The 21,995-nt window shown below is 41.2% G+C and carries 22 protein-coding genes and 2 riboswitches; of the genes, 12 read left to right on the forward strand and 10 right to left on the reverse strand.

Annotated features, from left to right (window positions below; genetic code table 11):
* Positions 1-392: 392 nt before the first annotated feature.
* Together ACWF5P_RS16015 and ACWF5P_RS16020 are read right to left on the reverse strand one after the other, a co-directional pair.
* Positions 393-1,625: an aminopeptidase gene (locus ACWF5P_RS16015; RefSeq protein ID WP_452445071.1), complete on the reverse strand. Its 1,233-nt coding sequence runs from the start codon at positions 1,623-1,625 to the stop codon at positions 393-395.
* 293 nt (positions 1,626-1,918) lie between these two features.
* Complete coding sequence (locus ACWF5P_RS16020) at positions 1,919-3,406, reverse strand: aldehyde dehydrogenase family protein (protein ID WP_101224044.1); 1,488 nt, start codon at positions 3,404-3,406, stop codon at positions 1,919-1,921.
* Positions 3,407-3,678: 272 nt separating this feature from the next.
* On the opposite strand from ACWF5P_RS16020, the gene ACWF5P_RS16025 reads away from it, so the two are divergent.
* On the forward strand, positions 3,679-4,884 hold the full coding sequence (locus ACWF5P_RS16025; protein ID WP_101224043.1) for an MFS transporter: 1,206 nt from the start codon (positions 3,679-3,681) through the stop codon (positions 4,882-4,884).
* 39 nt (positions 4,885-4,923) lie between these two features.
* Here the strand turns inward: ACWF5P_RS16025 and thiE are convergent, their stop codons facing one another.
* The 5 genes from thiE to tenA are packed head-to-tail and all read right to left on the reverse strand — an operon-like array spanning position 4,924 to position 8,350.
* On the reverse strand, positions 4,924-5,556 hold the full coding sequence (gene thiE / locus ACWF5P_RS16030; RefSeq protein ID WP_434168962.1) for a thiamine phosphate synthase: 633 nt from the start codon (positions 5,554-5,556) through the stop codon (positions 4,924-4,926).
* The gene (thiM, locus tag ACWF5P_RS16035; protein WP_434168963.1) at positions 5,537-6,352 is read right to left on the reverse strand and encodes a hydroxyethylthiazole kinase; all 816 of its coding nucleotides are present in this window, start codon (positions 6,350-6,352) and stop codon (positions 5,537-5,539) included. The genes thiE and thiM overlap by 20 nt, the downstream gene beginning before the upstream one ends.
* Positions 6,349-7,155, reverse strand: coding sequence for a bifunctional hydroxymethylpyrimidine kinase/phosphomethylpyrimidine kinase (thiD, locus tag ACWF5P_RS16040; RefSeq protein ID WP_101224040.1), 807 nt, complete (start codon positions 7,153-7,155; stop codon positions 6,349-6,351). The genes thiM and thiD overlap by 4 nt, the downstream gene beginning before the upstream one ends.
* Positions 7,124-7,645, reverse strand: coding sequence for an energy coupling factor transporter S component ThiW (thiW, locus tag ACWF5P_RS16045; protein ID WP_434169630.1), 522 nt, complete (start codon positions 7,643-7,645; stop codon positions 7,124-7,126). Before thiW ends, thiD begins: the two co-directional genes overlap by 32 nt.
* Positions 7,646-7,660: 15 nt before the next feature.
* Positions 7,661-8,350 carry a thiaminase II gene (gene tenA / locus ACWF5P_RS16050; RefSeq protein ID WP_260356979.1) on the reverse strand — a complete coding sequence of 230 codons (690 nt, stop codon included), beginning with the start codon at positions 8,348-8,350 and terminating at the stop codon, positions 7,661-7,663.
* Between the two features lie 89 nt (positions 8,351-8,439).
* Positions 8,440-8,545, reverse strand: a riboswitch (TPP riboswitch).
* Between the two features lie 157 nt (positions 8,546-8,702).
* Positions 8,703-8,807: riboswitch (SAM riboswitch) on the forward strand.
* A gap of 175 nt (positions 8,808-8,982) precedes the next feature.
* Here tenA and ACWF5P_RS16055 point away from each other — a divergent pair.
* Together ACWF5P_RS16055 and ACWF5P_RS16060 are read left to right on the forward strand one after the other, a co-directional pair.
* On the forward strand, positions 8,983-9,171 hold the full coding sequence (locus tag ACWF5P_RS16055) for a Fur-regulated basic protein FbpA (RefSeq protein WP_034314291.1): 189 nt from the start codon (positions 8,983-8,985) through the stop codon (positions 9,169-9,171).
* Between the two features lie 253 nt (positions 9,172-9,424).
* Complete coding sequence (locus tag ACWF5P_RS16060; RefSeq protein ID WP_434168964.1) at positions 9,425-9,619, forward strand: Spo0E family sporulation regulatory protein-aspartic acid phosphatase; 195 nt, start codon at positions 9,425-9,427, stop codon at positions 9,617-9,619.
* 68 nt (positions 9,620-9,687) lie between these two features.
* Here ACWF5P_RS16060 and ACWF5P_RS16065 read toward each other — a convergent pair whose 3' ends face one another.
* Positions 9,688-10,194, reverse strand: coding sequence for a GNAT family N-acetyltransferase (locus ACWF5P_RS16065; RefSeq protein WP_260356980.1), 507 nt, complete (start codon positions 10,192-10,194; stop codon positions 9,688-9,690).
* Between the two features lie 221 nt (positions 10,195-10,415).
* Here ACWF5P_RS16065 and ACWF5P_RS16070 point away from each other — a divergent pair, with 221 nt between their 5' ends.
* Positions 10,416-11,117, forward strand: a complete 702-nt coding sequence (locus tag ACWF5P_RS16070) for a DUF459 domain-containing protein (RefSeq protein WP_434168965.1) — start codon at positions 10,416-10,418, stop codon at positions 11,115-11,117.
* 42 nt (positions 11,118-11,159) lie between these two features.
* Here the strand turns inward: ACWF5P_RS16070 and ACWF5P_RS16075 are convergent, their stop codons facing one another.
* Positions 11,160-12,977 carry an ABC transporter transmembrane domain-containing protein gene (locus ACWF5P_RS16075; RefSeq protein ID WP_434168966.1) on the reverse strand — a complete coding sequence of 606 codons (1,818 nt, stop codon included), beginning with the start codon at positions 12,975-12,977 and terminating at the stop codon, positions 11,160-11,162.
* A gap of 204 nt (positions 12,978-13,181) precedes the next feature.
* On the opposite strand from ACWF5P_RS16075, the gene ACWF5P_RS16080 reads away from it, so the two are divergent.
* The 3 genes from ACWF5P_RS16080 (at position 13,182) to ACWF5P_RS16090 (ending at position 14,946) form a co-directional block, all read left to right on the forward strand.
* Positions 13,182-13,664, forward strand: coding sequence for a DinB family protein (locus tag ACWF5P_RS16080; RefSeq protein ID WP_101224035.1), 483 nt, complete (start codon positions 13,182-13,184; stop codon positions 13,662-13,664).
* A gap of 69 nt (positions 13,665-13,733) precedes the next feature.
* The gene (locus tag ACWF5P_RS16085) at positions 13,734-14,273 is read left to right on the forward strand and encodes a M15 family metallopeptidase (RefSeq protein ID WP_434168967.1); all 540 of its coding nucleotides are present in this window, start codon (positions 13,734-13,736) and stop codon (positions 14,271-14,273) included.
* A 130-nt stretch (positions 14,274-14,403) separates the two neighbouring features.
* On the forward strand, positions 14,404-14,946 hold the full coding sequence (locus tag ACWF5P_RS16090) for an acyl-CoA thioesterase (protein ID WP_101224034.1): 543 nt from the start codon (positions 14,404-14,406) through the stop codon (positions 14,944-14,946).
* A 204-nt stretch (positions 14,947-15,150) separates the two neighbouring features.
* On the opposite strand, the gene ACWF5P_RS16095 is transcribed toward ACWF5P_RS16090, so the two are convergent.
* Complete coding sequence (locus ACWF5P_RS16095) at positions 15,151-15,786, reverse strand: Bax inhibitor-1 family protein (RefSeq protein ID WP_434168968.1); 636 nt, start codon at positions 15,784-15,786, stop codon at positions 15,151-15,153.
* Between the two features lie 494 nt (positions 15,787-16,280).
* On the opposite strand from ACWF5P_RS16095, the gene ACWF5P_RS16100 reads away from it, so the two are divergent.
* From ACWF5P_RS16100 to opp4A, 5 genes are read left to right on the forward strand one after another with little or no spacing between them, the layout of a single operon-like run.
* The gene (locus ACWF5P_RS16100; RefSeq protein WP_101224463.1) at positions 16,281-17,306 is read left to right on the forward strand and encodes an ABC transporter ATP-binding protein; all 1,026 of its coding nucleotides are present in this window, start codon (positions 16,281-16,283) and stop codon (positions 17,304-17,306) included.
* The gene (locus ACWF5P_RS16105; protein ID WP_101224464.1) at positions 17,284-18,210 is read left to right on the forward strand and encodes an ABC transporter ATP-binding protein; all 927 of its coding nucleotides are present in this window, start codon (positions 17,284-17,286) and stop codon (positions 18,208-18,210) included. The genes ACWF5P_RS16100 and ACWF5P_RS16105 overlap by 23 nt, the downstream gene beginning before the upstream one ends.
* Before the next feature lie 15 nt (positions 18,211-18,225).
* Entirely contained in the window at positions 18,226-19,191 is a 966-nt protein-coding gene (gene opp4B / locus ACWF5P_RS16110; RefSeq protein WP_101224465.1) for an oligopeptide ABC transporter permease, read from the forward strand.
* Positions 19,192-19,212: 21 nt separating this feature from the next.
* Positions 19,213-20,112, forward strand: a complete 900-nt coding sequence (locus ACWF5P_RS16115; protein ID WP_434169631.1) for an ABC transporter permease subunit — start codon at positions 19,213-19,215, stop codon at positions 20,110-20,112.
* Between the two features lie 19 nt (positions 20,113-20,131).
* The gene (gene opp4A / locus ACWF5P_RS16120; RefSeq protein WP_434168969.1) at positions 20,132-21,895 is read left to right on the forward strand and encodes an oligopeptide ABC transporter substrate-binding protein; all 1,764 of its coding nucleotides are present in this window, start codon (positions 20,132-20,134) and stop codon (positions 21,893-21,895) included.
* The last annotated feature ends 100 nt before the right edge of the window (positions 21,896-21,995 follow it).

A 21,995-nucleotide genomic window follows, 5' to 3' on the forward strand; every position in this document is an offset into this window, starting at 1 on the left:
AGTCTTTAAGATTGGTGGTTTTATCAATTTTACTAATACAGGAATGTTAAGTAGGAAGCGGAACATTATCTTAGTGAATTTCTAGCTGGAGTTGATCCGATTAAATTACCATTTGATCAATTTATTCAAGATTTGTCGATTCAAATGAAATTGAATGTAGCGGTAGTACATATCAAAACTTATATTAGCTTTAATAAATGTTGTATTAACCCTAGACTTGGTAATATAGAATATTTTCAAAGCGGATTGGTTATACAACTATTCAAAATTACGTTATATCAATAGCCACGTGCTTCCTAGTATGCAGAAACACGCGGCTGATGAATAGTGACCATTTCTGTTGAACACTCAAGGTTTTAGACGTTCAAAACCCTAATAGATCAAAGCTCTTCTTAAAACGCCCAATCCCCATTACGGAAGACAGGTTCGGAAGTGCCGTCCTGTTTGATGCCGTCGATGTTCATTTTCTCCGATCCAATCATGAAATCGACATGTGTAAGGCTTTCATTGAGTCCATTTTCTGCAAGCTCTTCTGGACTCATATTTTTTCCGCCTTCAATACAGAAAGCATAGGAGCTGCCGATAGCGAGATGGTTTGATGCATTTTCATCGAATAATGTATTGAAGAATAAAACATTCGATTGAGAAATCGGTGAGTTGAATGGAACAAGTGCCACTTCCCCAAGGTAGTGTGAACCTTCATCCGTTTCAACCAATTGCTTTAGGATTTCTTCCCCTTCTTCGGCTTTTACTTCAATGATTCGTCCTTCCTTAAACGTCACGGAAAAATTATTGATGATGTTTCCGCCGTAACTAAGTGGTTTCGTACTGGAAACCGTACCGTTAACGCCTGTTTTCAATGGAACTGTAAACACTTCTTCGGTTGGCATGTTAGCCATGAATTCATGACCCTGTACGTTAACGCTTCCTGCCCCGACCCAAAGATGTTTGTCGGGTAACTCGATAGTCAAATCGGTTCCAGGAGCCGTGTAATGCAATTTTTGGTAATGCTTATCATTTAAGTAATCAACCTTTTCATGCAGGGTATCATCGTGTTTTTTCCAGGCATCTACAGGATCCTTAACATCAACACGAACTGCTTTGAAAATGGCTTCCCATAGCAGATCAACACGTTTTCCTTCTGCTTCTTCAGGGAATACTTTATCAGCCCAAGCCTTTGAAGGGACCGCAACTATGGACCAGCTTACTTTATCGGATTGCATATACTGACGCCACTTCTTAAGTGCCGTCCCTGATGCTTTTTGGAAGTTGGCAATCCTTTCAGGCTTTACACCTTTTAATAAGTCAGGGCTGGAGGAGATGACGGATAGATAGGCAGCTCCGTTTTCTGCAAGTTCGATCGTTTCTTCTGCGCGCCACTTTGGATATTCGTGGAACACCTCATCCGGAGCCAGTTCATATTTGGTGCGTGAAACAATATCATCATTCCAATTAACGATGACATTGCGCGCACCGTTCTCATATGCCTTTCTTACAATGAGACGCACAAGGTCAGCGCCCTCTAATGTTGTATTTACGACCAGGGTTTGATCTTGTTGGATGTTTACGCCGACTTTTACGGCAAGTTCTGCATATTTTTCTAAATTCGTTTGAAAATCACTCATCATTCAAAACTCCTTTTCCATTTTCTACATTTATAATTGTACTTATTGTGATATAAAAAAGAAACTTTTTACTCTGATGTAAAAATTAATAGTATACGAAGGGTTCATTTGCAACATAAGTTCGCTCAGGCTCCAGCAGCTATTTTGTCTATCTTGCATTTTACCAAAACTAAAGAAGGAAAGACTATTGAAAAGGTTTGAATAGTTGAATAATTCAAGGATTCTGTACAGTGGATCATTGGACTGAAAGAAAGAGGGCCTCTTTGAGACCCTCTTTCTTAATAGTCAAAAAATCACTTGCCCAAATTAATCCAGACGCTTTTCACTTCAGAATAGTTGTCCAGTGCATAAGAACCCATTTCACGTCCGATTCCGGATTGTTTGTAGCCGCCGAACGGGGAAGCTGCGTCGAACGCGTTATAACAGTTCACCCATACTGTACCTGCACGGAGTTTTCCTGCAACATAATGGGCATTGGCTATATCGCTTGTCCATAAGCCGGCAGCCAATCCATATTCACTGGCATTTGCACGGTTAATGACATCATCTAAATCCTCGAATGGCATTGCCGCTATGACAGGTCCGAAAATCTCTTCTTTGGCAATCGTCATATCCTCTTCAACACCAGCGAATATAGTAGGAGAAACAAAGTAGCCTTGTTCACCCGGTTTATTTCCGCCGACAAGAACTTCCGCACCCTCGTTTTTCCCTTTTTCTATATAACCCATTACCCGATTTTGCTGCTCCTCGGAAACAAGCGGTCCAATTTGTGTACTTGGATCCAGACCTATCCCTTGTTTGATGTTTTTTGCATGGCTGGCCATATCGGCAACAACATTATCATAATGTTTCTTTTGAATATAAACCCTTGAACCGGCACAGCATACCTGACCTTGGTTAAACATGACCCCATTCAAAGCTCCAGGGATGGCTTTTGAGAAATCAGCATCAGGCAGGATGATGTTTGGCGATTTCCCTCCAAGTTCCAATGTGACCCGTTTCAATGAATATGAAGCGGAGCGCATGATCAATTTTCCAACTTCGGTCGAACCGGTAAATGCAATTTTATTTACTTGCGGATGGTCGACAAGTGCTTGTCCGGCGGTTTCACCAAAACCGGGAACGATATTGACGACACCATCAGGGAAACCGGCTTCATCTATTAATTCAGCAAGGTAAAGAGCGGAAAGCGGTGTTTGCTCAGCAGGCTTTAATATGACCGTGCAACCTGTAGCGAGTGCCGCTCCCAGTTTCCACATCGCCATAAGAAGCGGAAAGTTCCATGGGATGATTTGGCCGACAACCCCAACAGCCTCGTGTTTTGTATAGTTAAAATAATTTCCGCTTACCGGAATGGTCTGCCCGACAATCTTGGTGGACCAGCCAGCAAAATATCTCATATGTTCTATCGCTAAAGGAATGTCGGCATTGGTCGTTTCATTGATTGGTTTCCCATTATCCAACGTTTCCAATTGAGCTAGTTCAGTTTTATTTTCTTCCATTAAATCGGCTAGTTTATACATAAGCCTACTGCGTGCAGCTGCGCTCATCCTTGACCAAGGACCTTCATCGAATGCTTTGCGTGCAGCTTTGACGGCTAAGTCGATATCTTCTTTATCAGCTTCATAAACATCGGCAAGTTTTTGTCCTGTAGCAGGATTAGGAGTGGAGAAGGTTTTTTTTGAAGCACTTTCTACAAACTGGCCATTAATATAGAGCTTTTTTGGTCCTGTTAAAAATTTTTGCAGCTTTCCACTTACTTCTAACGTTAGATTTGTCATTAATTACCCTCCTGAATAAAATGGTTATCTTGGGCAAAACATGATGACTTATTGTTAACGCTATGATCTATGCCAATTTTTATGATAAATGAAAAAAAGGGAATATTCAATCTATAACATTCGACAGAATATCCAAGGTTTCTTCATCATTTTAAAAATGAAGTATTTTTTTGTCATGACATGTGTATTTACTATAGCAAAAATGAAAGTTAATAGTTAAAATGAATAAGGATAAAATAACAAGAAGGTCTAAAGTTCTTCAGGAGGAATATATGGGAAATGATGCGAAAATGATATCGCAGCGTAAGTTACTTGGTGTTGCGGGTCTTGGATGGATGTTCGATGCACTTGATGTCGGTATGCTTTCTTTCATTATAGTAGCTTTAAGACAGGACTGGAACTTAACCAGTGAGCAGGTTGGCTGGATTGGGAGCATAAACTCCATAGGAATGGCTGTTGGAGCCGTATTCTTTGGTGCGATGGCCGACAGGGTCGGACGGAAGAATGTCTTTATCATTACATTATTATTGTTTTCAATCGCAAGTGGCCTGTCTGCAGCAGTCAGTACACTCAGCTTGTTCTTGATATTGCGATTTTTGATTGGAATGGGACTTGGAGGGGAACTTCCGGTTGCCTCGACATTGGTCTCTGAAAGTGTTGAAGCGAGTAAAAGGGGAAGGGTCGTCGTCCTTCTTGAAAGTTTTTGGGCGGTTGGCTGGATTTTGGCAGCGCTCATATCTTATTTCATCATACCGGCTTATGGTTGGCGGGTTGCATTGTTATTGAGCGCCGTACCCGCTTTATATGCGCTGTATCTGCGCTTGAAACTGCCGGATTCACCGAAGTATACGGAACTTGAAAAAAAGCAGAGACCATCTGTATTAAGCAATATGAAAAGTGTCTGGAAAAAGGAATACTCCCGTCAGACCCTTGTGTTGTGGGTGCTATGGTTTTGCGTGGTCTTTTCTTATTATGGGATGTTTTTATGGCTGCCAAGTGTGATGGTCCTAAAAGGGTTCAGCATGATCCAAAGCTTTGAATATGTATTGATCATGACGCTTGCACAGCTTCCGGGCTATTTTTCAGCTGCATGGCTGATAGAGAAGTTTGGACGTAAATTCGTTTTGATCACATACTTAATTGGAACGGCAGTCAGTGCTTTTTTCTTTGGGTCTGCAGAGGGGCTGGCACTGCTGATAGTTTCCGGAATGTTCCTATCTTTCTTCAACCTAGGGGCATGGGGTGCGCTTTATGCGTATACTCCTGAGCAGTATCCCACAGCAGTTCGTGGTACAGGTGCTGGTTTAGCCGCAGGGATCGGCAGGATCGGCGGTGTCCTGGGACCGTTGCTTGTAGGGTATTTAGTTGCTGCCGGCACCCCGATTTCATCGATTTTCACCATTTTCACAATTGCTATTTTAGTGGGGGCAGTTGCCGTAGCTTTTGGGAAGGAAACAAAGAATACTGTTTTGACATAAACAAAAAAATGGGGGCTGTATTCAGTCCCCATCCTTTTGTTATTTAAAGTCCTTTATGATTTTTATAAGGGATTCGGAGGCAGTCTTAGGACTTTCTGCATTCATGATGGCTGATACGACTGCGGTACCTGACAGCCCGCTAGCAGAAAGGGAGGAAATGTTATCGGCCGTGATACCCCCGATGGCTACGGCGGGAATTGATACGCTGCGGCAAATTTCCTCCAGATCCCCAATTGCCATTAAGGTTGCATCTTGTTTGGTCTTTGTTGGGAAAACGGAACCGACTCCGATATAATCTGCTCCATTTCGTTCGGCTTCTAGAGCCTCTTCAAGATTGGAAACAGATACACCGACGATCATATCTTCAGGAACCATTTTTTTGACGGCAGGCAGTGGAAGGTCATCTTGCCCAATATGAATTCCATCCGCTGCAACAGCAAGTGCTATATCCACCCGGTCATTGATGATAAGGGGAATGGACAGCTCGTTCAATAACTGTTTTAATGCAGAAGCTTTATTATAAAAGGAGAGGGAGGAATTATTTTTCTCTCTAAGCTGTACGATCGAGACTCCTCCTGAAACCGATTCTGAAATGATTTTGGTCAATTCTTCTATTGCCAGGGACTCTTCCGTAACTAAATACAGGCTTAAATCAATTTGGGACTTCTTCATTTATTTTCACCTCATGCATCCAGATTTCCTTATCCATTCTTGATATTGCATCGATTAATCGCACACGAAACGTTCCTGTTCCTTCATCCTCTTGAAGGTTTTTGGCAGCTAGTTCCCCTGAAATGCTCATGGTTGAGATACCGGCAATCGCCGCAGAATAGAAATCATCGGTGACTCCGGAAAAAGTGCCGATAAGAGCAGTGGACATACAACCGGTACCTGTAACATTAGTTAATAGCAGGTTCCCGTTATCGATGATGGACGTACGTTTTCCATCGCTGACCGCATCCTTCGCTCCGCTGACCACGACGATGCAATTCAATTTATTTGCGGCTCGAGCAGCCAGGTCTGCATTGCTGACCGCAAGCTCCTCCGAATCCACCCCGCGAGTAACGGTATCCCCACCCATCAATGAAAGGATCTCACTTGCATTGCCGCGAATGATTTGGAAAGTAACCTTACTTAGGAGCTCTTTCACTTGCTCTGATCGATAGGCGGTGGCACCAACTCCCACCGGGTCCAAAATGACCGGGATATCCAGGTCATTTGCCGTCTTACCGGCAATCTCCATTGCTTCCAAGGCTTTATCATCGATCGTACCGAAATTCAGGACCAATGCATCCGCTAATTTAACCATATCCGCCACTTCTCTTGGGCTCGATGTCATCACTGGTGAACCACCGATGGCAAGGGTGGCATTTGCACAGTCGTTGACCGTAACAAAGTTGGTGATTTGGTGGACGAGTGGTTTTCTTTCTTTTACCTTCACGAATAAATCGGCTGCGGAAACCTTCATATTAAGTCACTCCGTTCTTTTTTTGAATATGAATGAAAATGATGGACAGGACCATGACCTTTACCGATTGAAAAACTATTGCGTATCGCTTCAGAAATATAAGTCTTGGCCTGTTCGATCGACTCTTGCAAGGGCAGTCCATTTGCCAGGTTTGATGTAATGGCGGATGATAAGGTACAGCCCGTACCATGAGTGTTTTTTGTATGTATGCGCTCTCCCTTGATCCAGTGGAAGTCAGTCCCATCATAATAAAGATCATTTGGATTTCCCGCTGCATGGCCCCCTTTAAGTAAAACGGCTTTGGGACCCATTTCTTGTATTGAAATGCATGCCTTGTAGAAATCTTGTTTCGTTCGAATCGACAAGCCAGTAAGCACTTCCGCTTCCGGTACATTTGGTGTTACAAGTGTTGCAAACGGAAGTAAGTCCATTTTTAAGGCGGAGACAGCCTTTTCGTCGAGCAAATGGTGGCCGCTTTTGGAAATCATGACAGGGTCAAGGATAACGATGGCAGGCATGAAGGTTTTAAGGGACGCAGCGACTGTTTCCACGATTTCTTTTGATCCAAGCATGCCTATTTTTACTGCATCGACAGGAATATCTTCAAATATAGCTGCAATTTGGTCCGATATGATAGCTGTTTCAATTGGCTGTACTGAACGGACTTCCATTGTATTTTGTGCGGTTACGGCTGTTATGGCAGACATTCCAAAAACCCCATGTGCAGAAAATGTTTTTAAATCCGCTTGTATTCCAGCACCGCCTCCTGAATCAGAGCCGGCGATGGTTAATGCTGTTTTCATAAAAAAACCCCTTCATATAATTATTTTTTAGAAGTATTTTAAGTAATATGAAAGCTAGAATCGCACCTGCGAATGAACTGAGCATAAAAGCCGGTAAAAAACCAAAAAGAGCAGCTTTTTCTCCTAATAGGAGGATGGCAAGTGGATAACAGGCCATGGAACCGAGAATGCCGGTCCCGATCACTTCACCTAAACAAGCGAATTTTAAGCTTTGTGTTTTTCGATAAAGGATGGCAGCCAAAAGTGCACCGAACATGCTCCCGGGAAAGGCGAATATTGAACCGGTACCAGACATGTTTCTAATGATGGAAACTAGGAAAGCTTGTGTCACAGCATAAGCAGGCCCCAATAGAACGGCCGTGAGGACATTTGACAGATGCTGAATAGGAAAGACCTTTGCAAATCCTGCAGGGATGAAAATAAATGAACTGGTCAGTGTCGTTATAGCCGTTATCATGGCAGTCAACGTCAGTTTCTTGATAGGATTCATCATCATGTCTGCGACCTACAGCGGCCAATCCTGCTCATTTTGAACCATATCCCAGAATAAGTATTCATATCGGGAAGTAACCAAAAAGTGCTTTTCTAATCGAAGAAGTTCCTTTTCTGGCATGCCTTCCGTCAATTCTTCCAACAATGCGATCAGCCACTTGTGTGCTTCCCCGAATTCAGGTGATGAATAGGACCTTATCCAATCTGCGTAGCGATTGTTTTCCAATGCTGCTCCATTTTGTTCTTTTAATAGCAAACCGATTTCATAGTAATCCCAAGCGCATGGCAGGAGACAGGCGATCAAGTCTGCCAATGTCCCATGCTGAGCTGCATTTAGCATGTAACCTGTATAGGCTAGAGTGGTGGGAGTAGGTTCTGTTTCTTCCAATTCCTTGGAACTGATCCCGAATTCGGAAGCATACTGCCGATGGATATCCATTTCCACTTGAAGGGTTTCATTTAAAATACTCGCAAACTTTGCCATGGTTTCGATGTTATGGGCTTTGATGACACCTAAAGCAAAGAGCTTGGAATAATCCATGAGATAGATATAGTCCTGCTTCATGTAATAGGCAAATTTCTTTTCAGGAAGCGTACCATTTCCAATTGCCTGGACAAAGGGATGTGAATGATTCCTTTTCCAAATCTCTTTTGCCCGTGCATGAAGTCTATCACTGAATGTTTCTGTTTTAATATTCTCCATTGTTCATCCTCCTTTAGAATGTTTCCCCTAGATAATGAAAAACCCCGTTCCTGAATACGGAACGGGGTAGATGGATATAGTCTGTAAATGGACGATATCATCCACTTCCCTCCGCCGGTATGAGCCGGTTCAGGTTCAAAGGGTCCGGAAACTATTTCCATCTCAGTCTTAAAAAAGACTCCCCTAGTGGTGTGAATTGTATGTAATTACTGACATCATATCAGAAAGACAAGAAAATGCAACCCGTATTTGAAGAGGGAGCATGTAATGTCCAGGAAAAAAGGGAGAACCAGGTAATTGACTTTTGATAATTATTAGGGTAGAATCATTTCTACATCATTTATATATCGAATTCTTATCCAGAGAGGTGGAGGGACTTGGCCCAAAGAAACCTCGGCAGCGGACCCATTTTGGGAACTGTGCTAAATCCAACAAGCATATGCTTGGAAGATAAGAAGAGCCGTACGGACACAGTCAGCCTCTTCTTGAATTAGAAGGGGCTTTTATTTTTGGGAAATAACGTTTAGTGACATAATAGAAAAGGTATATATAATTTGGTGAAAATCAAACAAGTTGATAAAGTTAGCTAACTAGAAGCAGGCTCTAGGATGACTAGGAAAGGAGCCATTTACATGGCAGAATTATTTAAGAGGATTGAACAGAGGAAGGCAAAACTCATTGAAGAGCTATTGGCCAATGGAGTATACAAAACCTCTGATGAAAGGCACCTTTATGATGCCCCATTAAAAGTGCTTGAAGATGAATATAAGATTGTTATAAATAGACCTAATAACGAGTCACCTTCTGAATGGATGACATAGTAAGCGAAGGACTATATTTTGGGCTCTTGGATAAGGGATATGATGTAAGCATTCACAGTATACACTAGTGGATGCTTTTTTGCGTTTAATAGAAAATGACATAAAATATACATAATTAAAGAATAAAGTAGGTGTTTTGTCACATTTGTCCTATAAAATAACACATTTTATTTCTGAAAAATAGTTGATTTTAACTAGTAGTTTAATTATGATGAAAGTGTAAAAAAATTGAATAAATGGGAGGTGGCATATAATGCCTTACCGTAAAGTAACTATAGAAAGGGTAGAAGAAAAGAGACAGGAAATGATCAAATTGGCAGCAAGTTACGGCTTAACAAGTCTGCTTACTGTTCAGGCCAGTCAAGAATTGGATACGCTATTAAATGCGTTAGCAAGTAAAAGAGAGTCAGAATATTTTTCCCTCCAAAACGCATATCGGTATTTTTAAATTAGCATATTCGACCTGTATTAATTTGAAAAAGCTACTGCTCAAGGCAATAGCTCTAAAAAATTATATTAAATATCGACACGTTTACCAAGAATGATCAAATCCCGCTCAATGCCATCCAGCTCGGCAACTTGAGGTAAATGTGCCCATTCTTCAAACCCGAATTTGGAAAAAAGCTTAAGGCTAGGTATATTGTGGGCGAAAATGAAACCCAATATAGTCTTAATACCTAATTTTGGACTCAATTCAATTGCCTTTTGAATCGAAATTTGTCCGATTCCTTTTCCCCGGAAATAATCATCAATATAAATGCTGATTTCGGCAGTGGAATTATATGCCGGTCGGCCATAGAAGGATTGAAAGCTCATCCATCCAGCAGTTTTCCCTTCTATAGTAATGATATATAGCGGTCTACTTTCTGAATGATGTTCCTCAAACCATTTAACCCTCGATTGGACGGATACAGGCTCCGTATCTGCCGTGACCATTCTTGAAGCAATTGTCGAATTATATATTTCAACAATTCTAGGTAAATCAGATAGTTCTGCCTCTCTAAACTCTATGTGCTCTTCCATGATGTAATCTCCTAACTATCATTTATTCAATCTCCAGAATGAAGGGTAATCCCGTTTTTTTGTTTAAGGGACGGTGAATTGACATCCAATCCATTGAAAGTTTTTTATTATCATACACTTTTTACTCTTTATCTGACAATTCCTTTTTTATGTTAAGTCTGCAGATTTTTTGGGTATGAAAAGGATTAAATACTTCTAGTAAAAAGGCAGAGGAGAACCAAATGAAAAAATTGTCAGTTTTTTTGATTATAGTACTGGTTATATGTTTTGTTGCATATGAATTTCAGGCCTCGGAGTCGGAAGATGTGCAAAGGGTGATGGCTTTTGGAGATTCGTTAACCTATGGAAAAGGGGATAAGGATGGAGAAGGATATATAGAAGGCCTGGAGGATGAATTGAATAACCCGGAATCGGAACAAAAAGTGAGTTTTTGGAATTACGGTATAAAAGGCCAGGAAACGGATGGGGTGATGAAACAGCTTGATGATTACCGCATTAAAACGAAACTTGATGAAGCCGATACTTTCATCGTTTATATCGGAACGAATGACTTGATCAATAGTAACGGCGGGGACTTGGAGAAAATAAGTGATCGAAAAATCAATGAGGGTAAACGGGAGTATATCAGCCATCTGAAAAAGATTACGTCAACACTCATAAAGGCAAACGATAAAGCTGATATTTTGGTAGTGGGACTATATAACCCAATTAAAGGAAATCAAAAACTTGAAAAGCATATTCGCGATTATAACCAGTCAATAAAGGGAATAGCGGATAAAGACAATAGGATGTTATTCATTCCTACGAATGATCTTTTTGAAGATAAAAAGAAAACAGAGTATTTCAGTGATAAGTTACATCCGAATGAAAAAGGGTATCAGCTCATTGCGAATCGGGTTTTGGAAAGTTATGATTTCAAATGAAAGCAAAAATGCACAGGAAGGCATTCTGTGCATTCTTGCTTTCTAGGAATTTAATATGGCTTTTAGTTGAGGGAACTGCAAGTCATGGAGCTGCTTGTATCTGCCATTGTTTTGCAATAACTGTTCATGTGTTCCTTTTTCATGAACCTGCCCTTTTTCCAGAACGATTATTTGATCGGCATCATGAATGGTCGATAAACGATGTGCAATCACAATTGAAGTTCGGTTTATCAATAAACGTGACAAAGCTTCCTGTATCAAATGTTCGGATTCTGTATCCAAGGCCGCTGTTGCTTCATCGAGAATGATGATTTGCGGATTTTTCAAAAGTGCCCTGGCAATGGCAATGCGCTGTTTTTGTCCGCCTGAAAGCTTGACTCCGCGCTCTCCAATTTGAGAATCATAACCATCAGGAAAGGCACTGATAAAGTCATGCGCATTTGCCGCTTTGGCGGATTCGATGATTACATCATCTGTAGCATCAAGTTTTCCATACATGATGTTATCACGGATGGAACCGTTGAATAAAATGATATCCTGGGAGACAACCCCCATTTGTCCCCTTAATGATTTCAGTGATACATTTTTGATATCATGGCCATCCATTTTGATTGTTCCATCTTGCGGATCATAAAATCGGATCAAAAGGCTCGTGATGGTCGATTTTCCTGCACCAGAGGAGCCGACCAGAGCAGTTACTTGACCAGCTTTCATGGTCAGGTTTAAACTGCTAAGCACAGGAACATTCTCATCATAAGAAAAATTAACACTTTGAAATTCAATTTGCTTTTTTATGGAAGGGAGTTCAAGGGCATTTCCCTTGTCACTTATTTCAGGTTGTGTTTCCAATATTTCAGTTATCCGCTCAAAGGCGGCGGCTGATTGCTGGACAATGCTGATGACTCGGCTAAAATTGCGAACGGGACTCTGCAGTAACCTCAAATAGGCGAGGAAGGCCACGATTAATCCTATTGTAAATTCACCTTCCATCACTTGCCAAGCACCGAACACAATGACTGCTACAAGGCCGATATTGTTCAATAAATCAATAATCGGACCGAACATGGAACGTAGTCGAACGGACTTAATGTTTGCAGCCATATTTTCCTGATTACGCTCGGCAAACCGCCTTGATTCGAACTCTTCATTCGTAAAAGATTGAATGAGCCGCATTCCTGAAATGGAATCCTGTAACTGGTTGCTGACATCTCCTGCGGAACTTTGCACAGACCTAAATGACATCCTGATGCGTTTCCCGAATACCCTTGTGATATAGAACATGAAAGGGAATATAAAAAGAAGGACAATGGTCAGCTTCCAGTTAATGAAAAGCATATATACCGCCACGGCAATGAAAGTCACCGTGTCCGTCAATACTTGGAGCATGCTCGAAGAGATGAGCTGCTGCAGTAAATTGACATCATTGGTCAACCGGGACATTAAGTCACCAGTTCGATTTTTGTCAAAGAATTTCATATCCAGTGTTTGAATGTGGTCATACATGCTATTCCGTATATCCATAATAGCTCTTTGACCGACCTTGGAAACGATATAGCTGTTAAAGTAGTTCAGTAACGCCAATAAGATGCTGGCACAAAGAATTCCTGTGCCAATCCAGATTAACAAATCATATCTTTTTTCGGGAATGACTTTATCAATCGTAAACTGCGTCAACTGGGGGATGGAGAACTCAAGCAATGAAATGAAAAGCATGATACATAATATCAAAGTGCAAAACTTCCATTTGGATGGTACCCGATTGAACATTTGTTTGAGCATCAACCATATGCTTCCTTTTGAAGGTATTGCATGCATGGAACTGCGGCCTTTGTGGCTGAATGGAATATGTCCTCCACTCATAGCGATCACTCCTATTTAGACTATCTATGATGAATTTTGAAAGTCATTTGAATTTTACCTTAATGACTATGATAGAGCTTTTCAAAAAATAGACAACTTTTAATCGGTTCGTTTGTGTCAAAAAGTATTATTATTTTACACATTCCTATATGAAATGGAATAATTAAAGGAGATTAGCGAGGCTTATAAGAGGAGATGCTAAAAATGAATGAAAATGAAAAAATCAGGGAAGAGCTTTTAAATGCGGTCAACGGACTATCGGATGAACAGCTGAACGCCCATCCTGAACCTGGACGATGGAGCATCATCCAGGTATTGGATCATTTATATTTAATGGAGAGGGCCATAACAAAGAGCATATCCGATAAATTGAAAAGCAACGATAGCATTCCTGCTGTGGATAAACCGATCGAGCTTACTTTAAATCGTGAAGTGAAGGTCCAGGCGCCGCCATTTGTCATTCCGTCAGAATCATACCAAACTTTGAGTGAAGTTAAGGAAAAGTTGTCCGAATCCCGAAAAGCTTTTGTACAGGTCGTTGACCATGCAAAGGAAATTGATCTCGAACAAAAGTCATTACCACATCCTTTGTTTAAAGATTTAAGCTTGAAGCAATGGATCCCGTTCGTGGGACTTCATGAAAAACGGCATTTATTGCAAATTGAAGAATTGAAAGCAAAGTTATAGAAGAAACTCATCCGTCTTTGGTTGAGTTTTTCACTTTCAGACAGATATTCGTAAAGGAAGGATTTTTCAGTGAAAGCCACTTGGGTAAGGACATTTTTGGTATTGGGCTTTTTAGGATTGTTACTGGGGCTCTTGTTCAAGTATATGCTTCCTCCTGATCTGGATGAAATCGAACTGACTGACGAGCTGAATCCGATCGTCGCCGAAAAAAAGGACGAGCTCATTCAATTGGCTAATGACAAAGGCATCCCGGTTATCATTACGGCGGGGTTCCGGTCTTTAGCCGAGCAAAATGAACTCTATGAAAAGGGCAGATCAGACTCGGGCAACATCGTAACGAATGCAAGAGGTGGCGAATCGCTGCATAATTTCGGTTTGGCGATAGATTTTGCCCTCCTTAACAAACAAGGCGAGGCCATTTGGGATATGAGTTATGACGGCAACGATAATGGAAAGTCGGATTGGATGGAAGTCGTAACCATCGCTAAAGGGTTAGGTTTCGATTGGGGAGGGGATTGGGCAGGGTTCAAGGATTATCCGCATTTACAAATGACATTTGGCTTAAGCCTGCGTGAGCTGCAGCAAGGCAAGCAGCCAATAGGGCAGTGAAAGCGGTTGGCTTCATTATAAGCCGCATAATTTTGACTAATAGCAGGAAAATAAGCATGTGAATTGCTTTACAGGTAAGAATTCGATAAAGTGGACTAGTGAGAATCAGACATAAAGGAGTGCAGTCACCATGGAAGAAACAAAAAATTGCCGGGACTCTTTGGTCATAAAAACAAGCCTTGTCCTCCCGCCGGATACAAATAATATTGGTACGATGTTCGGAGGCAAATTAATGGCATACATTGATGATGTAGCGGCTATATCAGCCATGCGTCATGCTCGAAGCAACGTCGTTACTGCATCAACTGATTCTGTCGATTTCCTGCACCCTATTCACGAAGGAAATGCAGTTTGCCTTGAAAGCTTCGTGACGTATACGGGCAGAACATCAATGGAAATCATCGTAAAGGTGGTTGCAGAGGATTTAGTTACAGGAGCCCGGAATTTATGTGTCATTTCATTCTTGACATTTGTTGCCATTAATGAAGAAGGTAAACCAATTCCGGTTCCGCGTTTGGTTCCTGAAACAGAGATGGAAATGAATTTAAATGAATCAGCAAAACAACGGGCCCAAATTAGGAAAAAACGAAGGGAAGATACACAGTTCATTGCAAGCACTTTCGGTGTGAAACTGCCATGGACCGATCAATCAAATCCAGGATTATATAAATAAGATACGCATCCCTTCTGCCGTTCTTATTAATGATTGAGACCAAATTCATTGTGATTTGGTATTTTATTCATTGCCAGGAGTTTTGGGGAAATCACTACTACCATCTTACAGCTTAACTGTATGGGAAAGAAATGTGAAAAGACGCTTGGATAAGTCCAAGCGTCTTTCTTTTGTTATCTTGTTAGGATTTATACTATTAGCACTTTAGTCATCGCTTGCTAAAATACCAAAGAAGCGCAAGATGTTAATGAATAGGTTAATGAAATCAAGATATAGATTCAAGGCCATGAGCGGTACTTCTTCGGCTGTTACCCCGTAATGCTTCATACGATTGAAATCATATAAAATATAACCACTGAAAACTAAAATCCCGATAAAGGAAAAGACCAGCATGGCTGTAGAGCTTAATGGAGAGAAAATGTTGAAAATGCTAATGACAACTAAAGCTAGCAAGGCAGCAAATAACATTCCTCCCAAGAAAGAAAGGTCCCTTTTGGTGGTTGTGGCATAAATCGCCAGCCCTCCAAATACGACTGTCGTCGTAACACCTGCCAGGATCACCACATTTGCCCCTGCAGCAGCTAGGTAGTGTGCGATGATCGGATAGGTCGTAATTCCAGAAATCAACGTGAAACTATACAAAAATGTGTAGCCGATGGCTTTTTTCTTCCGCAATATAAATGCTCCAATCAACATGGCGATCTCAAGTATCGCTAACGGAAGAAACAACGATGGCGGTACAAGAGTGCCGAGAGCCATCCCTAAAACGGAAACGGCAAGTGATAAAGCGAACGTCCGCATGACCGACGGCATATAAGTTTGTACAGTTTGTGAATACATTCAATCACCTCATCATTTATTTTCTACCGTTTTCTACGAATCTGTTTTAAAAAGGTTTCATTGCATTACATCAAAATTTGGTGTTTTTTTTAAAGTAATGAAATATATATGAAGTAATTACCTTTTTTATGATATTCTTACAAATATACTAATTTTTCTGAAATATTAAAATACTTCTGTCGGAACCATTCCGCAGTACGTAAAAAGACAAGGTCAATAAATGGGCATAATCTTTAAAAAAAGATATCTTGAAATAATAAATTCAAAATTATTGATTCTATATATTTAATCGGACTTCAAAACTTTACTGTATAACAGTTATAAAGGAAATGATTTTTTATTGCAGAAAATTATTCCTAAAGTTATAAAAAATGAAAAAAATGTGATTATTTTCTATAAAAACTATTGTATAAATGTAAAAAATTGATTAAAATTCTAACTAATTATCAGAAGATTAATTATTTTCCCGATAAAATAGTTTAGGGGGAGCAAGGATGAAGAAAGCTATTTTACAAATAGAGAACCTAACTACCTCATTTCGAATCGGTAGCAAATATCATGCAGCGGTGGATGATGTTTCGTTTACGGTGAATGAAAATGAAATTGTAGCAGTTGTTGGAGAATCAGGTTGTGGAAAGAGTGCCTTGGCCTTATCTATCATGCAATTACATAATAAGCAGAGAACGAAATCCGAAGGAAATATCAATTATAAAGGTCAAAATCTACTAAAGTTGAATGATGTGCAAATGAATAAAGTCCGTGGTAAGGAATTGGGTATGATATTTCAGGAACCATTAACGGCTTTGAACCCGCTCATGACCATAGGAAAACAGATCGAGGAGAATCTTGATTACCATACTGAACTCTCCAGTGCTGAAAAAAAGAATAGGACGATTGAACTTTTGACACAAGTGGGAATTCCATATCCTGAACGGACGTACAAGCAATATCCGCATGAGCTCTCGGGCGGAATGCGGCAAAGGGCAATGATATCGATTGCCATTGCTTGCAACCCTGCACTGGTAATTGCAGATGAACCCACGACGGCACTCGATGTTACGATTCAAGCACAAATACTTGATCTGCTGAAGGATATCCAAAGCAGGACAAAAATGGGTATCATCTTAATTACACATGATCTGAGCGTCGTAGCAGAGGTCGCTGACAGGATCGTTGTCATGTATGCAGGTCAGGTAGTGGAAACGGGAAGTGTTAAAGAGATATTCAACAATCCGCTGCATCCATATACAAGGTCGTTATTAAATTCGATTCCTTCGGCTGCAAACGAGAAAAATCGTTTGCACGTTATCGAGGGAATCGTTCCATCGATAGCGAAAATGGATCGGATAGGATGTCGCTTCCAAGATAGGATTCCTTGGATACCTAAGCATGCGCATGAAGAGACACCCCGGCTTCACGAAGTGGGCAACGATCATTTTGTGCGCTGTACGTGCTATAAAGAATTTTATTTTCAAGCTGAAGGAGATGCATCGGCCCATGACATTACTCAAATTAGATAATCTGAAAGTGCATTTTCCAATAAGGGGCGGTTTTTTCAGAAGGGTGGTTGATCACGTAAAGGCCGTGGACGGTGTTTCCTTTGAGTTACAGCAAGGGGAAACATATGGTTTGGTCGGGGAATCCGGAAGCGGCAAGTCCACGACAGGCAAGGCAGTGGTCAAGCTGAATGATGTCACATCCGGACAAATCCTGTTTGAAGGCAGGGATTTAGCATCTTTAAGTAGAAAAGAAATTAAACCATTTAGAAAAGATATCCAAATGATTTTCCAAGACCCGTATTCATCATTGAATCCCAAGAAGAGGGTACTGGACATCATTGCCGAACCGCTGAGGAACTTTGAACGGTTATCACCTTCAGAGGAAAAGAAAATCGTCCAGGACTTCTTGGATAAAGTCGGACTCAGTCCGGAGTCGATTCACAAGTATCCTCATGAATTTTCAGGGGGGCAGCGCCAGCGTATTGGGATTGCCAGGTCTTTGACATTGAAACCTAAACTGATCATTGCGGATGAACCGGTGTCAGCACTGGATGTTTCCGTTCAGGCACAGGTATTGAATTTCCTTCAGGATCTCCAACAGGAGTTCAATTTGACTTATTTATTTGTCGGTCATGACTTAGGTGTAATCCGGCATATGTGTGACCGGATGGGAGTTATGTATCGCGGTAGATTGGTAGAGGAAGGCAAAAGCGAGGAAATCTATGAAAATCCGCAACATATATACACGAAGCGCCTGATTGCCGCCATTCCGGATTTAGAGCCGGAAGTTCGCGAAGATAAAGTGCAGCTTAGAAAAAAACTCACCTCGGAATATGAGTCTACCTACTCAAAATATTTCGATGAGGATGGACGTGCCTACGATTTGAAGCCAATCTCATCGACACATAGAGTCGCATTACAATAAGGAGGTGTAAGGAATATGTGGAAGTTTATCCTAAGGCGTTTATTAGTTATGATCCCGCAGCTCTTTTTATTGAGCATCATCGTTTTCATGATGGCAAAAGCAATGCCGGGAGATGCACTGTCAGGTCAGGAAATCAATCCTAGGGCCAACCCGGCCGAGCTTGATAGGATCAGGGAAGAACTGGGTTTGAATGACCCTTGGTACCAACAATATATAAGGTGGGCATCCAATGCAGTACAGGGGGATTTCGGTATTTCCTATACACATAAGACGCCCGTCATGGATGTTATAGAAGACAGGCTTTGGAACACGGTGTTCCTGGCGTTGGTCACGCTTATCTTTACATATATGCTTGCGATTCCATTAGGCATACTTAGTGGAAGGTATAACGATACCTGGGTGGATAAAACCGTTACGGGTTATAGCTATGTAGGATTTGGCACGCCGATTTTCATTTTTGCTTTAATCATGTTATTCATTTTCGGATTTGCCCTGGATTGGTTCCCGTCTGGCGGCAGTGTCGATTCAAAAGTGGATGAAGGAACATTTGCCTATGTTGTAAGCAAGATCAATCATTTGATTTTACCAGCTTTAAGTACAGCTTTAATTGCAACAACAAGTACGATCCAATATTTGCGAAATGAAATCATCGATAATAAAATCAAGGATTTCGTAAGGACTGCTCGTTCGAAGGGAGTGCCTGAATCAAAAGTATATTCACGGCATATCCTGAGAAATTCCTTTTTACCGATAGCGGCATTCTTAGGTTATGAAATTACCGGATTGATCGGCGGCGCGGTCATAATCGAGACCATTTTCAGTTATCCGGGTCTGGGGCAGCTTTTCCTTAGTTCAGTCAGCCTGCGGGATTTCAGCGTTGTCACGGCCATCGTCATGATGACGGGATTTGCCACTCTGCTTGGCACTCTTCTTTCGGACATCATACTTAGTGCGGTCGATCCGCGCATACGGATAGAATAGGAGCGGGGTGAGCGTATGGAAATGAAAGTAGAAACGGGAAAGAACATACAAGTGAAAGATGTGAGCCCTTCAGGAATCAAAATCATCTGGCAGGAAATCAAAAAGGATAAGCTTGCCATGGGCTCATTGATCATATTAGCAGCCATATTGATTTTTGTTTACGGTGCGTCGTTCTTCATGGACGCCAAGGAAATAGCCAAGGTCGATTTTCTCTCCATTTATATGGAACCATCTTCAGACTATTGGCTTGGAACCGATTATGGCGGCCGGGACGTATTCGGACAACTGATAATAGGTACCAGAAATTCATTCACGATCAGTTTATTCATTACATTATTCACGGCTATCATCGGTTTATCATTAGGGCTTCTGGCTGGCTACTTCGGCGGGGCAACCGATAATGTGATCATGCGCGTTATCGATTTCGTGATTGCACTGCCGCAATTGATGTTCATCATCGTTGTAGTCACGATTGTACCGATCTTCAATGTATATGTTTTCATTTTAATCATGACGATGTTTTTATGGACAGGCAAGGCCAGGCTGATTCGTTCAAAGGCTTTGTCAGAGCGTGAGCTGGATTATATCCACGCCTCACAGACACTCGGGACGCAACATTGGAAAATCATCCTGTTTCAGCTTCTGCCCAATGTCAGTTCACTGATCATCGTTAACTTCATTTTGAATCTTGCTGGCAATATTGGCTTAGAATCCAGTTTGACTTTCTTAGGGTTCGGTCTTCCGGAGAGCACACCGAGTTTAGGTACGCTCATCAGTTATGCTCGTAATCCAGATGTTCTGGAAAACAAGTGGTGGATATGGGTACCCGCATCACTCATGATTTTAGTGTTGATGCTGAGTATAAATTTCGTTGGTCAAGCGTTAAAACGCGCAGCCGATGCTAGACAAAGAAGAGCATAAAAAAAGGGGAGTGTATGATATGAAAATCAAAAGCTACAGTAAGGTATTAAGTGCATTGGCCATTTCGTCTCTACTGCTTGCTGCATGTTCGGATGATACGGAGAAATCGTCAACGAAAGAGAAAAAAGGGAAAGATGTCGAACAGGTCGATACCTCTAAATTCCCGACAAAGACGACGAATCAAGGAGAGCCGATTAAAGGCGGCCATTTAACATATGGTTTGGTATCCGATACCCCGTTTGAAGGGATATTAAACAAGGTTTTCTATCAAGGCGAACCCGATAACCAAGTTATCACATTCTTTGATGAGGATTTATTGGATACAGACGAAAACTATGTATATACAAATGAAGGTGCCGCTTCCTATGAGATTTCGGATGATCATAAAACGGTCACGCTGACGATTAAGGAAAATGTAAATTGGCACGATGGAAAACCAGTGACAGGCGCTGATTTAGAATATGCATACCTTGTCATGGGAAGCAAGGATTACAAGGGTGTACGCTATGATGAACAAATGGCTTTAATTGAGGGTATGGAAGAGTATCATGAAGGGAAAGCGGACAAGATTTCAGGCATTAAAGTCGACGACAAGAAAATCACTTTCACTTTCAAAAAAGCGAATCCTTCCGTCACGACTGGATTATGGACATACCCGCTTCATAAAGAATACTTAAAAGATGTTCCGATTGCAAAGTTGGAATCTTCGGATAAGATCCGTAAAAACCCGATTGGTTTTGGACCATTCAAAGTGAAGAAAATCGTTCAAGGGGAAGCGGTCGAATTCGAAGCTAATAAAGATTATTACCGCGGTGAACCTAAATTGGACAGTGTCACATTAAAAGTCGTGAATCCGTCCGTTGTCGTCAAGTCACTTGAAAACGGTGATCTCGATGTAGCGGAGGTCCTGGCTGAGCAATATGATCAGGCCAAGGAATTGGATAATGTCGAATTATTGGGGAAAGTTGAATTAGCCTATACCTATATTGGTTTCAACTTCGGTCATTATGATAAGGAAAAAGAAGAAAACGTTATGGATGAGAACCCGAAATTCGGTGACAAACGCCTTCGTCAGGCGATGGCTTATGCCATCAATAATGAAGAAGTTGGCGAAAAGATGTTCAAGGGACTTCGCTTCCCTGCCAACTCTGTCATTACACCGAACTTTAAATATAACAATAAAGATGTAAAACCATATGAATATAATCCTGAAAAAGCTAAAAAACTTTTGGATGAAGCAGGATTTGTAGATACGAATAATGATGGCATTCGTGAAGATGCAGACGGAAAAGAGTTCAAGATCAACTTTGCTTCCATGAGCGGTTCCGATGTTTCTGAGCCACTAGCAAGATATTATATCCAACAATGGGAACAAGTTGGTTTGGACGTAGAATTGCAGGATGGAAGGCTGCATGAGTTCAATTCATTCTACGACCTGCTGAAAAAGGATAATGATAAAGTGGATATTTATCAAGCTGCATGGGGTGTCGCTTCCGATCCGGATCCATCAGGAATATGGTCCAGATCTGCAGAATTTAACTATACCCGCTGGGTGAGTGAAAAAAATGATGAGCTTCTTGCTAAAGGGATTTCAGAGGAAGCCTTCGATGATCAATATCGAATCGATACGTATAATGAGTGGCAGGAATTGATCCATGAAGAGGTTCCGGTCATTCCGACATTATTCCGTTATCAATTGGCGGGAGTGAATGAACGTGTGACAGGTTATGATTATCTCGCTGGCCGCCAATATCAGTGGCATAATGTCGGGGTAACGAAATAATTTAATTGATGACAATCGGCTGCCTTTATGGGCGGTCGATTTTTTTGCGTTTCAATGTAGAGGATAAAGGTTATATAGATAATAGTAAGTAATTGGAAGG

The organism is Peribacillus sp. NPDC055009 (assembly GCF_053608705.1).

Bases quoted from the DNA above. Each gene is read 5' to 3' on its own strand.
- ACWF5P_RS16065 (WP_260356980.1), bottom strand. From the start codon at position 10,194: ATGGAAGAGCACATAGAGTTTAGAGAGGCAGAACTATCTGATTTACCT.
- tenA (WP_260356979.1), bottom strand. From the start codon at position 8,350: ATGGAGAATATTAAAACAGAAACATTCAGTGATAGACTTCATGCACGG.
- opp4A (WP_434168969.1), top strand. From the start codon at position 20,132: ATGAAAATCAAAAGCTACAGTAAGGTATTAAGTGCATTGGCCATTTCG.
- thiD (WP_101224040.1), bottom strand. From the start codon at position 7,155: ATGAAAACAGCATTAACCATCGCCGGCTCTGATTCAGGAGGCGGTGCT.
- thiE (WP_434168962.1), bottom strand. From the start codon at position 5,556: ATGAAGAAGTCCCAAATTGATTTAAGCCTGTATTTAGTTACGGAAGAG.
- ACWF5P_RS16105 (WP_101224464.1), top strand. From the start codon at position 17,284: ATGACATTACTCAAATTAGATAATCTGAAAGTGCATTTTCCAATAAGG.
- ACWF5P_RS16025 (WP_101224043.1), top strand. From the start codon at position 3,679: ATGGGAAATGATGCGAAAATGATATCGCAGCGTAAGTTACTTGGTGTT.
- ACWF5P_RS16055 (WP_034314291.1), top strand. From the start codon at position 8,983: ATGGCAGAATTATTTAAGAGGATTGAACAGAGGAAGGCAAAACTCATT.
- ACWF5P_RS16090 (WP_101224034.1), top strand. From the start codon at position 14,404: ATGGAAGAAACAAAAAATTGCCGGGACTCTTTGGTCATAAAAACAAGC.
- opp4B (WP_101224465.1), top strand. From the start codon at position 18,226: ATGTGGAAGTTTATCCTAAGGCGTTTATTAGTTATGATCCCGCAGCTC.
- thiW (WP_434169630.1), bottom strand. From the start codon at position 7,645: ATGAATCCTATCAAGAAACTGACGTTGACTGCCATGATAACGGCTATA.
- ACWF5P_RS16020 (WP_101224044.1), bottom strand. From the start codon at position 3,406: ATGACAAATCTAACGTTAGAAGTAAGTGGAAAGCTGCAAAAATTTTTA.
- ACWF5P_RS16060 (WP_434168964.1), top strand. From the start codon at position 9,425: ATGCCTTACCGTAAAGTAACTATAGAAAGGGTAGAAGAAAAGAGACAG.
- ACWF5P_RS16115 (WP_434169631.1), top strand. From the start codon at position 19,213: ATGAAAGTAGAAACGGGAAAGAACATACAAGTGAAAGATGTGAGCCCT.
- thiM (WP_434168963.1), bottom strand. From the start codon at position 6,352: ATGAAGGTTTCCGCAGCCGATTTATTCGTGAAGGTAAAAGAAAGAAAA.
- ACWF5P_RS16080 (WP_101224035.1), top strand. From the start codon at position 13,182: ATGAATGAAAATGAAAAAATCAGGGAAGAGCTTTTAAATGCGGTCAAC.
- ACWF5P_RS16070 (WP_434168965.1), top strand. From the start codon at position 10,416: ATGAAAAAATTGTCAGTTTTTTTGATTATAGTACTGGTTATATGTTTT.
- ACWF5P_RS16075 (WP_434168966.1), bottom strand. From the start codon at position 12,977: ATGAGTGGAGGACATATTCCATTCAGCCACAAAGGCCGCAGTTCCATG.
- ACWF5P_RS16100 (WP_101224463.1), top strand. From the start codon at position 16,281: ATGAAGAAAGCTATTTTACAAATAGAGAACCTAACTACCTCATTTCGA.
- ACWF5P_RS16095 (WP_434168968.1), bottom strand. From the start codon at position 15,786: ATGTATTCACAAACTGTACAAACTTATATGCCGTCGGTCATGCGGACG.
- ACWF5P_RS16015 (WP_452445071.1), bottom strand. From the start codon at position 1,625: ATGAGTGATTTTCAAACGAATTTAGAAAAATATGCAGAACTTGCCGTA.